We start from the raw sequence: 12,011 nt of genomic DNA on the forward strand, positions 1-12,011 counted from the left end.
TACACGCCATAATTTCATCCTTTCACAACAAAAAATTATTCCCCACCCTGCCATATTCTATTTTTGCTTTGTAACTGAATGTTAAGCTCTTTTTGCTTAGCCTCCAAATAATCTTTCGGGATTGTTTGCGCAGACAGAGTATTTAATGAAACAACTCGTTTTATTCTTTTTTTTGCTATGTGCCTTGGGTATCAGGTCACAAGAGATTGCTCTTGTTGACACGAATGATATGGCAATAGATATCCTTAAAAAAAGCAAAGATTCTACAAAAGACACTGTATATTCCGACAAGCTCGAACATCTTGGGAGAAGAAAACTGCAACAATACTTGCGAAAAAAGGGTGTAACCACCAAACTTATTGAAAGGGGGAATGAGTACTTTGATAAAATGTGGTATGCAGAGGCGGCCCGCATTTATGACATTGTTCTCGAGCAAAGCGATGTGCCACATACCTATCAACTCCTTTCCAAAGCGGGTGATTCACACTATTACAGCGGTAATATGGAGAAATCGTATAAATGGTATCACCAGTTATATGAGCTCTACAAGACGGAAATTTCAGCAGACAAGTTTTTTAGATACGCCCACGTCCTTAAAGGTACAGGGCGCTATAGAAGAGCCGCCAAGCTTACCGAACTTTTTAATGGGGCCAACCAAGGCGCATTCGGAGAAAGGGAGGAGATAAATACTTGGAAAGGGCCTGCATTGGTGGAAATCAAGAATATGGCCATCAATTCCCAATATTCGGATTTCTCTCCTATGTTTCATAAGGATTCCAGCGTTGTATATGCCTCTGCCAAGGATTCTTCTTTTATAACCACACGGAAATATCGATGGACCAATCAACCCTTCCTAGATCTTTATGTGGCGAGGGCTAATGAAGAAAGCGAACAGTTGACACATCCGAAGAAATTCTCTAAGAACATTAACACCAAGTACCATGAGGCCTCGGTTGCCTTTTCACCCGACCAGAAAACCATCTATTTTACTCGAAACAATTACAAAAAAAAGCTGAAAAGGGGGAAAAATGGTATTAATCACTTAAAAATATACCGTTCAAGATATATTGATGGAGCCTGGGAGGAAGCCGTGGAGGTTCCTTTCAATAGTGAAGATTATTCAACGGGGCATCCTTCCATAAGCCCAGATGGTAAAAAGCTGTATTTTGTCTCCGATAGGCCTGGTGGCTATGGCCAAACGGATATCTACATGGTTGATGTGCTGGAAGACGGCCAGTTTTCCGAACCTGAAAATTTAGGAAGGACCGTCAATACGGACAAAAAAGAAATGTTTCCCTATATCACCGATAATGCATTGTACTTTTCTTCTGACAGAAACATGGGCATGGGAGGGCTGGATATTTACAAAGCGGACCATGTGGATGGAATCTTTGGCGTGGGAATCAATTTAGGGGAACCGATCAACAGTAATCGGGATGATTTTTCATATATAGTTGATGCCAGAGGAGAAAAGGGATATTTTGCATCCAACAGAAAAGGAGGAAAAGGTGACGATGACATCTATTCCTTTAAGTATCTAGAGAATCTTAACGCCATCTCAGGTCATGTTAGCGATGAAAAAACCGGAGACACTATTCCTGATGCCTTAGTGCAACTGTTCAATAAAGACCAGGTTCAAATAGCCGAGGTGCGCACATCAAAAGACGGAAGTTTCAAGTTTGAAAAACTGAAACCAAGAACAGGTTACGTTGTTAAAACGTTCAAGAAGGGATATTTTGATGCGGTCCAAAATGTGGATACACAAAACAACATTAATGTTGAAATATCTCCATCATTAATGCCCTTAAAAGAAATCATCAAAGAAGACAAAGGGGTTTTAAAACTAGAAACTGAAACCATTTATTTTGATTTTGATAGGTTCTACATAAAACCCGAAGCAGCAAAGGAGTTAAACAAATTGGTGGCCGTAATGCGGGAATATGAGGATATAGTAATTAAAATTGAATCCCATACCGATGCCATTGGTCGCAAGACCTATAACAAATATCTTTCGGACAAACGTGCCAAGTCCACCAGAGACTACATTATTGCTCAGGGCATAGACCCTTCTAGAATACAAAGTGCCATTGGCTATGGCGAAGAGCGCTTGTTGAATGACTGCTCAGATGGTATACGCTGTGGACGAAGTCAACACCAAGAAAACAGACGATCGGAATTCATCATCGTATCTCAATAAGCCCTGCTTTCTGAATCTCCTTCTGCAATTCAATAATGCAGCACATCGATAAAACCTTCGATATATTGCATTTCAATCCCTGCATTATAACCCAGAAATGTGTTGCTTAATGGAGTTTTTTTCTGGGGGAAAGTTTTCGTCGTCCTTTTTTTGTCTTTCATCCCATTCTTTTTCAATGACAATTTCATTACCCAATCTTTGTAATGTCTTTAAATCTTAAAATCAGAAATATGAGAAAATTATTACTTGTAAGAGAAATTTATTTAGATGCTTTCCGAAATTTGGGGCATATCGTTATAGAAAAATATTTTAAGGCGTTTGCCTGGTTTAGCTTTGTTATGTTTTTCATAGTGCTTTACGCCTTTGTGTACAGACTAGCTACCGGCTTTGCCTTTGACTAAAACGCTTTAAGCATTTAAAGAACGGAAAAGCCCAGAGATTGTCCTCTGGGCTTTTTTGATTTTATAGATTACCAAATTCCTATTTATGGGCTAACGTTGAAATCCACGGTTTTAAGGATGGCCTCCAACTCAAACATATAATCCCTTTTTTCCTGTGAAGGGGCAAAGGTAAACCCTTCCAATACCAGCTTGCGGTCGTTCTCCTCATCATTTATGATATAAGTCAAAAAGGGGCCTGCCATGGGGTATCCGTGTATTTCCCATATTCCCCTGACTTCTGCTGCTTTTTTCCCTTTGATTCTGGCAGGAAAAACATACGGGGCAAATGCTTTTTCGGTTACCATATAGGTGTTCTCGTAGGGCCCTGGCACGTACTTCTTTCCAATGGAGTCCCTCATTTGAACGATATCTTGTACAAACGTAGAATCGTTGGTGAAACTGTTTCCTGGCATTGCATAGGCGACAATATTCATGGTTCCCCTGGGAATCTGAATATCCATCCAAACAAAATTCTTGTCCCGCTTTCCTACCTTATACAAGGATGGGACTTTGAGTTTAATCCCCAGTTCCTCTAGCAAGGCGTTGTCCTTGCTCAAGGAACGTGTAAATCTTCGTTGCGCCTCCTCAATCTCTGTTTTTTTAAATGAGGCAATCGCCATTGCAGCCAACGAATCAACACCTTGGGCCAAATCGTTTTGTGTTTTCCCTTTTACCACAGCTACTTTCTGTGGCTTAGCATAAACATCTGATTTAATGTGGGCCAGCGTGGTAGTGTCGCGCTCCACAAAAAGAACAGATCTAGAATAGGTCGTTGCACCTTTGAACACTTGTGGAGGAATCTGTGTGATCGTAAACTTGGGTTCTCCCTGAGGAAGCCCCCGGACAGGAGCGGCAAAATGCTCGCGTATTCTATCACCAACCTCACCTTTCCAAAGCTCAGTATCCATAACCACCATCAAGGAATTGATGCCCCCGGTTGAGGGTGGAAGAAATCTTTGTTTGGGTCCTGTGTCCTTACAAGACCAAAGCACCACCAATAGAAGGGTGCATAGTGTTCCAATTTTTTTCATGTTAAGCTAAATTTACGAAGAACAATCGCACAATTTAAGTTTTGTGCCCGGTTTTAGGTTATTGCTACTAAGACCGTTCCATTTTCGCAAATTTTCTATGGTAATCCCGGGATATTTTCTTGAAATGGTCCATAATGAATCGCCTGGTTGTACCGTGTGTACTTTTGAACTGCCGGCCACTGCTCCGGTGGATGATTTGGAAGTTGATGTTTGGGCAACACTTCGTTTTGGGACATAAGGTTTTCTTGGGAATATAGTGAGTCGTTGTCCAATGCGCAAGTTATTGCTTCGTAATCCATTCCATCTTTTTATTTGACTTACTCCAACACCGTACCGTTCTGCAATTTTCCCCAAATAGTCGCCACTTCTGACTTTATAACGGATTCGGTCCTTGGACTCCACATATTCTGGCAGTGGTTTTTCCAGCGAATCCATTTCTTTTTTTACGTAAGCATAGATTTGCTCTTCATTGGTAACAAACTTTCCTATTTTAGATTTGGGCAGTCTAAGCACGTAGGGTTCACCCTTTACTTTTGGAATAATGTTCAGCTTGTAGGCCGGGTTCAACATCTCCAATTCATCGGTACTAATGTCTACCAACTTGGCTATTTGGTCGAACGTAATTAGCTGTTTTACATGAACCGTATCGGTTTCAAAATAAGGCCTGTCCACCTTCTTATATTGAAGACCATGCTCCTCAGCATATTCAAAAATGTACATGGTAGCCAAAAATGCAGGTAGATATCCTGCCGTTTCACGTGGAAGAAAAGGGCGAATGTTCCAATAGTTCTTATAACCACCAGATCGTCTTATGGCCTTGTTCACATTGCCAGGACCAGAATTATATGCTGCCAGGGCTAAATCCCAATCATTAAAAATGCTGTAGAGCTTGGAAAGGTATTTACTCGCTGCTTTGGTGGCCAAAATAGGATCTTGCCGCTCATCCACATAGCTGCTAACGTCCAAGCCGTACATTTTTCCCGTGCTGTACATGAACTGCCAGAGGCCTTTTGCGCCTACTCGAGATCTTGCTCTTGGATTGAGCGCCGACTCCACGATGGCCAGATATTTGATTTCCAGAGGAATATCATGATTGTCGAGTTCCTGCTCAAACAGCGGAAAATAAAATTGGCTTGCGGTAATCATCCGTTGCATCAAGTCGCGCCTGCGGACCAAAAAAGATTTTATAACACTTTCCAATGAAGGGTTGTACGAAATATTGAACGGTGTTTTCTCATCCAAAAGGGCCAATCGGGCCTTGAGCGTGTCTGTGGGCAAATCTACCCATACAGAATCCAATTCTTCAGTTGGATTGGACACTTCCAACAGCATATCGCTAAAAAGCTCGGCACTGCTGTGGAGCTCCTTTAACCACAAACTGTCGTACCTCCATGCATCTTCTACATCCTTCAATTCAAACTTGCCGTCTTGTCGCGGCTCCAATGCTATAGGCTCTCCGTCAATAACGGAGTTGGAAATGTTTATCGATTGCGCAGTTTGTTCATTGGACGGGATAGAATCAATCTGTTGAGCGGCCACAAAAGGCGAGATGGAAAGTAGTGCTGCCAACACAGCAATTTTTACTTTTTGGTTCATTTGGACAGGGTTTGACTTTTGGGACGAACTAAAATGGCTCTTTTTTCTGAAATATTAAAGTTTTTAGGGCGAAAACAATCCTATTTAGGATAAGCCCCTTAATTCATTAACGCTCAGCCTAATCCAATATTGCGGCAATTCCTGGTAAGGTCTTGCCTTCCAAGCTCTCCAGCATCGCTCCTCCTCCTGTGGATACATAACTTACTTTGTCCTCAAAACCAAATTGCTTTACAGCAGCAACAGAATCCCCACCACCTACAAGGGAAAATGCCCCCTTTTGTGTGGCTTCGTCAATATAGTTTCCAATGGCAATAGTGCCCTCGGCAAAGGTTTCCATTTCAAAAACACCTACTGGCCCGTTCCAGAGAATGGTTTTGGAGTTTAAAATTACTTGTCCAAAATTTTCAAGGGTCTTGGGCCCGGCATCAAGTCCTTGCCATCCTTCAGGAATTGCATCCACATCTACGAATTGGGTCTTGGCATCATTGTCGAAGTCATCCGCAGCCAACACATCAACCGGTAAGTGTACTTTCACGCCCTTGGCTTCCGCCTGCTTCAAAATATCCAAGGCCAAGTCCATTTTATCATCTTCACAAATGGAATCACCAACACTTCCGCCCTTGGCCTTTACAAAGGTGTATGTCATCCCTCCACCAATTATCAGGTTGTCCACTTTGTCCAAGATGTTTTCTATAATGGTGATTTTGGATGAAACCTTGGCCCCTCCCAAAATGGCAGTTACCGGTTTTTCTCCAGTCTGCATCACTTTTTGAATGGCCTTTATTTCTTTGGCCAATAAATACCCAAAGCATTTATTGCCAGGAAAAAACTGTGCTACGATGGTAGTTGAAGCATGTGCACGGTGGGCTGTTCCGAAAGCGTCATTTACATATATGTCGCCATGCCTGGACAATGCTTCGGCAAACCCTTCATCGCCGCTTTCTTCCTCAGCATGAAACCGCAGGTTTTCCAACAAAAGTACTTCCCCGCTTTGTAAGGCCTCAACTGCTTCATCCGCAGTCTTGCCCACACAGTCTTCTGCAAATTTTACCTGTACCCCGATTATTTCGGATACTGTTTCACAGATGTGGGAGAGAGACATGTCTGGGTTCGCCTTGCCTTTGGGCCTGCCCAAATGGCTCATCAACACCGCCGAACCACCATCTTCCAAAACTTTTAGAATGCTTGGCTTGGCGGCTTCAATCCTACTGGTATCGGTTACATTAAATTTTTTGTCCAGCGGGACGTTGAAATCAACACGAATCAATGCTTTTTTATCTTCAAAGTTATAATCGTCTATGGTTTTCATATAGCGTTTGTTTATGAGAAACTCAAATGTAAAGATTTCCTGCTTTTTGCTTGGGAAGCCAAGGTTATATTTTTAGGGTTTCAACAAAAAACTCTGAAAAAGGTGGAACGTAAAAAATGTATCTTTGAAACATGCTGTTCAAAACCATTTTGGGCCTGGAGCATATTAAAAACCACCTGGTCACCACTGCGGACTCCAGGCGGGTGGCGCATGCCCAATTGTTTGTTGGTCCAGAGGGGTCAGGAATTTTGCCCATGGCAGTAGCGTATGCCCAATATCTTTTATGTTGTAATGTCAATGGAGAAAATGAAGGGGGGCACGTGGCCTGTAATGCCAAGTGCAATTCACTGACACATCCCGATCTGCATTTTGCTTTTCCGGTTTCCAATTCTGATAAAGTGAAGTCGCATGCGGTAAGCGACAATTATTTGGAGGAATGGCGCCAATTTGTGGAAGAGCAGCCCTATGGAAATCTTTTTGATTGGTACCGCTATATTGGCATTGAAAAGAAACAAGGGCAAATTGGTGTTGATGAGGCCCAAGCTATTGTGCGAAAGCTGTCGCTAAAATCCTATGAAGGTGGCCATAAAGTTTTAATTGTTTGGATGGCGGAAAAAATGAATGTTTCAGCAGCCAACAAGCTGTTAAAATTGATTGAAGAGCCTCCAGAGAAAACAGTTTTATTGCTCTTGGCCCAAGAGGAGGAGCAAATAATCAACACCATTCGTTCCCGGTGTCAGATTTTACATTTTCCTCCGCTTGCTGAACAAGATATCGCTGATGCCTTGGTTGAAAGAGGATTAACCATGGAGGATTCCAATGCCATTGCACAGGAGGCAAATGGTAATTTTAATAAAGCACTGGATTTGCTCAACAAAGACTCTGAGGATCTAGTTTTTGAGCGGTGGTTTGTGCAATGGGTTCGAAGTGCCTTTAAAGCTAAAGGCAACAAAGGTGCCATACAAGAGTTGATTTTATGGAGTGATGAAGTGGCGAAAACGGGCCGTGAAGTTCAAAAGCAGTTTTTGCACTACTGCCTTCGTATGATGCGACAATCTCTTTTGCTCAATTACAAAGCGAAAGAACTCGTACATGCCAAAATTCATTTGGATGGTTTTGATTTAAAAAAGTTTGCGCCTTTTGTGCATGAAAACAATATTTTGGATATTGTGGAAGAGTTGGAAGAGGCTATTTTTCATGTGGAAAGAAACGGAAACTCTAAACTCATTTTTACGGACTTGTCCATTAAACTCACCCGGCTTTTGCATGCAAAGGCTGCATAAATAAAAACTGCCTATGGAAAATTTCACCGCCAATGCTACGCAAATTTTATTGCTGACTTTTTTGGCCATCACTTTTTTACAGAGTGGTGTTGACAAGATTATGGACTGGAAAGGCAACCTCGCCTGGTTGAACGAGCATTTTTCTAAAACATTCTTCAAAGGAAGTGTCCCCCTATTGTTGGGTGTTGTGCTGCTATTGGAAATGGTTTCGGGCATTCTTTGTGCCGTAGGTATTTTCCAGTTTGTCTTTGATGGAACAAGCACAATCGGATTCTTTGGGGCCACACTTTCGGCAGTCACCTTGTTGCTACTGCTATTGGGACAGCGTGTAGCCAAAGACTATGCTGGAGCGCAAACTATCGTGATATATTTGATCCCTACCGTTTTTCTCGTTTATTTGTTTCAGCTCTAGGCTACTTCGGCCATGGATGTGTCCCTGAACTTTTTAGGAGAAACGCCAACGGTCTGCTTAAATACCCTGTTAAATGCAGATGCAGATGCATAACCGACCTGTTCGCTGATTTCATCCAGGGTAAGTGCCGAGTATTTCAATAATTGTTTGGCCTTTGTCATTCTCCACGTTTTTATGTAGGCCAAAGGAGTGTTCCCAATAGATTCTTTAAATCGGTTGATAAAAAGGGTTCGTGATATGCCTGAAAATTGCGACAATTTGTCTATGGTAAGGCTCGCTGCTAGATTATTGTGGATGTAGTTGACCGAATTATAAATGGCCCTGTCTTTGAATAGGTTTGTCTTTGATTGGGTCTGTTTTAAATAAAACTGCCGCAAAATGGACACAAATAATATCTCTGCAAACCGCAATGTAACGATTTCGTAGCCCATTTCTTTAGTAGACAGTTCTTCAACGATGATATCCAAAATCGTTTTCACCAAATCAAATCTCCCATAATGCTCATTCCTGATTAAGATATACTTCGGTAAATTCTGTAAGATGAAATGGCTCACGTCCCAATCCAATTCATAATGTCCACAAACCAAATGTGTGCTCACTTCTCCTTTTGGAAAAGGACTATTCCCCTTTATAATATCTTGGACAACGTCTTGGCCGTCCAAGCATCTTGAATTTATCTCTGCCTTGATTTCGTGCTGATGCCCTTTTGGAAATATAATGAGGTCACCTCGAAACAATTTATGCTCCTCTGAGTCTATCCGCACCAAACAATTTCCTCCCGTAACAAAATGGAATTGAGCAAAAGTGCCGGATTTCACATTCATTCCCCAGGGACCACAAAATGCATGATTAAAATAAACGGCAGATTTAAGTCGGACGGTTTCCAATACGTCTCTAACAAAATCATCCATCTAACAAAAATAGCCAATACCAAATCAATAAGCCATTATATTGTACGAATAGTCAATAAATATGCATTTTTTGCAAAATAAAATGCTCTATGGTTTACCAAATTTGTATTGTTAATCTATAAACAAACTATTATGAAAGTATTGCACATCTTTTTAACGCTTACCGTTTTGGTTTGCGCTACAGTTACTTCTTCCGCTCAAAACAAAATTGCAACCAATACGGAAAAAATTGCTTTGGGGGGTTATGATGTTGTCGCCTATTTCAAATCTCACGACGCTGTAAGGGGAAACAGCGAAAATAGCGTTGATCACCATGGGGTCACTTACTATTTTATATCTCCCGAAAACGCAACAACATTCAAGTCCAACCCAAGTGCCTATCAACCCAGATATGGTGGATATTGTGCTTTTGCCATGGCAACGCAAGGGAAAATGGTGCCTGCAGATCCGCAGACCTTTAAAATTAGGGATGGAAAACTGTATTTGTTCTACAACGATTACTATCAGGGGAAGCCCTTTAATACGATTGTTCCATGGAACAATAACGAAAAAGAATTAATTGTCAAGGCTGATGACAATTGGGAAGGCCAAAACTAACATGGTTTATATCAAAAAAGGCCCAATTTAAAATTGGGCCTTTTTTATTCTGTAGAAGAACAAAGTTCTATTTTTTGTATTTATCGTTCAAGATTTTAAGAATGGCATCGGTCAAATCTTGGGTCTCTTCTCCATAAAGAACAGAACCTCCGTCGCCCCCTCCAAGGATATACGTATATCCATTAGCTTTGCCATACGCTTGGATTTCATCTTTAACTTTTTTCACCAAAGTATCCATTTCAGCTTGACTGTTCTGCTGCAGCTGTTGTTCTTCTTGCTGTAACTGCTGACCAACGAACTGACCTCGCTGTTGTAGCTGGCCATATTCTTCTTGGGCGTTCTTTTGTGACATGCGTTGGGCTCTGGTTTGGAATTCTTGAAGTTCCAATTGAAATGCCTGAGAAATACTGTCCCTCTTTTTGGCCATGACATCGGCTTTGGTCTTGAATCGGGATTCAATATCGATTTTCTCTTGGTATTTGTCCATCAGCTCCACGCTGTTAACATATCCTATTTTGTTTTGCTGACATGCCATGGCAATCATCGCCAGAGCCAGTACCAAAAATTTCTTCATCTTTCAGTTTTTAATGATGGGCAAAAATAGAAAAGCTTTTGGAATGAAAGATTATCTTTTTGCAAAATCAAAAGAGCTTACAACTAATTAATAGCCAAAATCAATTGCTTTTGCGGTTTTTATTGGTTTAATCTATTCTTTGTGCTTTCAGAAATAGGCCTCAAAACGTCTTTTGGTTTACCATATACCAGTTAACAAGGTGTGGTCAGAAAACGTTAAACAGCACTATCCTATCGGATTATTTTCCCTTTTCAGCACATAAATAAGCGAAGAATGTTCTTTGGTGAAACATGCTTTGATATTTGACCACAAGCCAACCAAAAATGCGTGAAAAAGATAGCGCCTGTTTCCTTTGTATTTTTCAGAAAGCATGGAAACATAAAATGCATCGAACCACATAGGGTGAACAGCCACGATTTTGAAATTATGCTGTTGAAAGATTTTCTCAATGGCTGTTCTGGAAAAATGCCAAAGATGTCTGGGTACATCATACCCGGCCCAATAGGTTCCATAATGTTTGGCATCAAATGATTTGAAATTTGGAACTGCTACAATAAGTGTTCCGTCTTGGTTCAATCGTGAAACTATTTCTATAATCTGCTGCTGTAGATTGGGAAGGTGTTCCAGCACATGCCAAAGGGTAATCACCTGAAATTTGTCCTCTCCTGTATGCTTCAAATTGGAGTACAGGGAAACGCCTTTTCTTTCTGCCAGCCCACGGGCTCTCTCACTTGGCTCTATTCCCTTGGCTTCGTAACCGGACGCTTGTGCGTGCAACACAAAATCACCGGTTCCAGCACCAAAATCGAGTAATGATTTTAATTTATGTACCTGACTATCAATTATTTGTGTTTTATTCCTAAGATTTATTCGCTTCACCCATTGATACAGTTTATCCGTGAACGATGACTTGGCGTCCGTATGGGAAATATAATCTTCACTCTCGTAGTACCTCGATATATCCTTGGGTTGGGGAAACGTGCTCAACATATCCATTTGAGGATCCCAATGCAACTCGAAGAATTCACCTGAAACTGAAAAATCTTTAGTTTTTAAATACAACTTCATTGTAATTGTGCGTGGCCAAATATTCATCTTTCAGGCTCCGAAGATAGGGCAAAACCAAATCCCTTGAAACTGAATCTTTCCGGAGGCAATCTTTTTCCGCATCGCTAAAAACTTCTATGGCAATATACCAATTCCCATTTCGTGAGGTATGCACCTGTTCAAACACCGGGTCCATATCAGTGGCCTCGCTCAGAATAACATCAAAAGCCAAAGGAAGTAAATTGATGGTCTTTGTGGGAATCTCAACTTCATAAAACGAAAAGAAAAACTCATGGCCATCAATCTCAAAAGGAACTTCAACATCAACAAAATGACCAGCAAGTTGAAACTTAGTGTCTATATAATTGTAAAATTCATTCGCATCTTTCGGGTCCTCAAACACAAACATGGTCTTCTTGGGCAAGCCTCTTTTAAATCGTTTTCCTGTAGTAAGTCTATGCCCCTCAATGTTAGGTGCTATTCGGATTGGAATACATGAAATCATGAAGGATAAGCAGCATGCTGTTAACAACATTTTCTTCATAGCCATCTGATTTGATCCTAGTTAAAATCAAAAATCAAGCCAATGAAGACAAAACAAATTATGTTTTTGT

The 12,011-nt window shown here is 41.1% G+C and carries 12 protein-coding genes; 5 read left to right on the forward strand and 7 right to left on the reverse strand.

Translation table 11 applies throughout. From position 1 onward, the window contains the following. Window positions 1-145: 145 nt before the first annotated feature. Window positions 146-2,197: an OmpA family protein gene (locus tag GTQ34_RS07050; RefSeq protein WP_166523073.1), complete on the forward strand. Its 2,052-nt coding sequence runs from the start codon at window positions 146-148 to the stop codon at window positions 2,195-2,197. A gap of 230 nt (window positions 2,198-2,427) precedes the next feature. Next, on the forward strand, window positions 2,428-2,598 hold the full coding sequence (locus GTQ34_RS07055; protein ID WP_166523074.1) for a DUF6747 family protein: 171 nt from the start codon (window positions 2,428-2,430) through the stop codon (window positions 2,596-2,598). Between the two features lie 83 nt (window positions 2,599-2,681). On the opposite strand, the gene GTQ34_RS07060 is transcribed toward GTQ34_RS07055, so the two are convergent. From GTQ34_RS07060 to GTQ34_RS07070, 3 genes are all read right to left on the reverse strand, one after another. Continuing rightward, window positions 2,682-3,668, reverse strand: a complete 987-nt coding sequence (locus GTQ34_RS07060; protein ID WP_166523075.1) for a DUF4837 family protein — start codon at window positions 3,666-3,668, stop codon at window positions 2,682-2,684. 12 nt (window positions 3,669-3,680) lie between these two features. Next, window positions 3,681-5,264 carry a LysM peptidoglycan-binding domain-containing protein gene (locus tag GTQ34_RS07065; protein WP_166523076.1) on the reverse strand — a complete coding sequence of 528 codons (1,584 nt, stop codon included), beginning with the start codon at window positions 5,262-5,264 and terminating at the stop codon, window positions 3,681-3,683. Between the two features lie 118 nt (window positions 5,265-5,382). Next, the gene (locus tag GTQ34_RS07070) at window positions 5,383-6,573 is read right to left on the reverse strand and encodes a phosphoglycerate kinase (RefSeq protein WP_166523077.1); all 1,191 of its coding nucleotides are present in this window, start codon (window positions 6,571-6,573) and stop codon (window positions 5,383-5,385) included. Window positions 6,574-6,704: 131 nt separating this feature from the next. Here GTQ34_RS07070 and GTQ34_RS07075 point away from each other — a divergent pair, with 131 nt between their 5' ends. After that, window positions 6,705-7,856 carry a DNA polymerase III subunit gene (locus tag GTQ34_RS07075; RefSeq protein WP_166523078.1) on the forward strand — a complete coding sequence of 384 codons (1,152 nt, stop codon included), beginning with the start codon at window positions 6,705-6,707 and terminating at the stop codon, window positions 7,854-7,856. A gap of 13 nt (window positions 7,857-7,869) precedes the next feature. Beyond that, complete coding sequence (locus GTQ34_RS07080) at window positions 7,870-8,268, forward strand: DoxX family protein (protein WP_166523079.1); 399 nt, start codon at window positions 7,870-7,872, stop codon at window positions 8,266-8,268. Here the strand turns inward: GTQ34_RS07080 and GTQ34_RS07085 are convergent. Continuing rightward, window positions 8,265-9,179 (reverse strand): AraC family transcriptional regulator, encoded by a 915-nt coding sequence (locus GTQ34_RS07085; protein ID WP_166523080.1) that lies wholly within the window; start codon window positions 9,177-9,179, stop codon window positions 8,265-8,267. The genes GTQ34_RS07080 and GTQ34_RS07085 overlap by 4 nt on opposite strands. Window positions 9,180-9,311: 132 nt before the next feature. On the opposite strand from GTQ34_RS07085, the gene GTQ34_RS07090 reads away from it, so the two are divergent. Next, on the forward strand, window positions 9,312-9,776 hold the full coding sequence (locus tag GTQ34_RS07090; RefSeq protein WP_166523081.1) for a YHS domain-containing (seleno)protein: 465 nt from the start codon (window positions 9,312-9,314) through the stop codon (window positions 9,774-9,776). Between the two features lie 67 nt (window positions 9,777-9,843). On the opposite strand, the gene GTQ34_RS07095 is transcribed toward GTQ34_RS07090, so the two are convergent. From GTQ34_RS07095 to GTQ34_RS07105, 3 genes are all read right to left on the reverse strand, one after another. Then, on the reverse strand, window positions 9,844-10,350 hold the full coding sequence (locus GTQ34_RS07095; protein ID WP_166523082.1) for an OmpH/Skp family outer membrane protein: 507 nt from the start codon (window positions 10,348-10,350) through the stop codon (window positions 9,844-9,846). Between the two features lie 225 nt (window positions 10,351-10,575). Next, entirely contained in the window at window positions 10,576-11,418 is an 843-nt protein-coding gene (locus tag GTQ34_RS07100) for a class I SAM-dependent methyltransferase (protein WP_166523083.1), read from the reverse strand. After that, entirely contained in the window at window positions 11,396-11,941 is a 546-nt protein-coding gene (locus tag GTQ34_RS07105) for a hypothetical protein (protein WP_166523084.1), read from the reverse strand. The genes GTQ34_RS07100 and GTQ34_RS07105 overlap by 23 nt, the downstream gene beginning before the upstream one ends. Window positions 11,942-12,011: the final 70 nt, after the last annotated feature.

Origin of the sequence: Flagellimonas ochracea (genome assembly GCF_009903685.1) — a bacterium.
GTDB classification, from domain to species: Bacteria; Bacteroidota; Bacteroidia; order Flavobacteriales; family Flavobacteriaceae; genus Flagellimonas; species Flagellimonas ochracea.

Bases quoted from the DNA above. Each gene is read 5' to 3' on its own strand.
- GTQ34_RS07085 (WP_166523080.1), bottom strand. From the start codon at position 9,179: ATGGATGATTTTGTTAGAGACGTATTGGAAACCGTCCGACTTAAATCT.
- GTQ34_RS07105 (WP_166523084.1), bottom strand. From the start codon at position 11,941: ATGAAGAAAATGTTGTTAACAGCATGCTGCTTATCCTTCATGATTTCA.
- GTQ34_RS07100 (WP_166523083.1), bottom strand. From the start codon at position 11,418: ATGAAGTTGTATTTAAAAACTAAAGATTTTTCAGTTTCAGGTGAATTC.
- GTQ34_RS07080 (WP_166523079.1), top strand. From the start codon at position 7,870: ATGGAAAATTTCACCGCCAATGCTACGCAAATTTTATTGCTGACTTTT.
- GTQ34_RS07075 (WP_166523078.1), top strand. From the start codon at position 6,705: ATGCTGTTCAAAACCATTTTGGGCCTGGAGCATATTAAAAACCACCTG.
- GTQ34_RS07090 (WP_166523081.1), top strand. From the start codon at position 9,312: ATGAAAGTATTGCACATCTTTTTAACGCTTACCGTTTTGGTTTGCGCT.
- GTQ34_RS07060 (WP_166523075.1), bottom strand. From the start codon at position 3,668: ATGAAAAAAATTGGAACACTATGCACCCTTCTATTGGTGGTGCTTTGG.
- GTQ34_RS07070 (WP_166523077.1), bottom strand. From the start codon at position 6,573: ATGAAAACCATAGACGATTATAACTTTGAAGATAAAAAAGCATTGATT.
- GTQ34_RS07055 (WP_166523074.1), top strand. From the start codon at position 2,428: ATGAGAAAATTATTACTTGTAAGAGAAATTTATTTAGATGCTTTCCGA.
- GTQ34_RS07050 (WP_166523073.1), top strand. From the start codon at position 146: ATGAAACAACTCGTTTTATTCTTTTTTTTGCTATGTGCCTTGGGTATC.
- GTQ34_RS07095 (WP_166523082.1), bottom strand. From the start codon at position 10,350: ATGAAGAAATTTTTGGTACTGGCTCTGGCGATGATTGCCATGGCATGT.
- GTQ34_RS07065 (WP_166523076.1), bottom strand. From the start codon at position 5,264: ATGAACCAAAAAGTAAAAATTGCTGTGTTGGCAGCACTACTTTCCATC.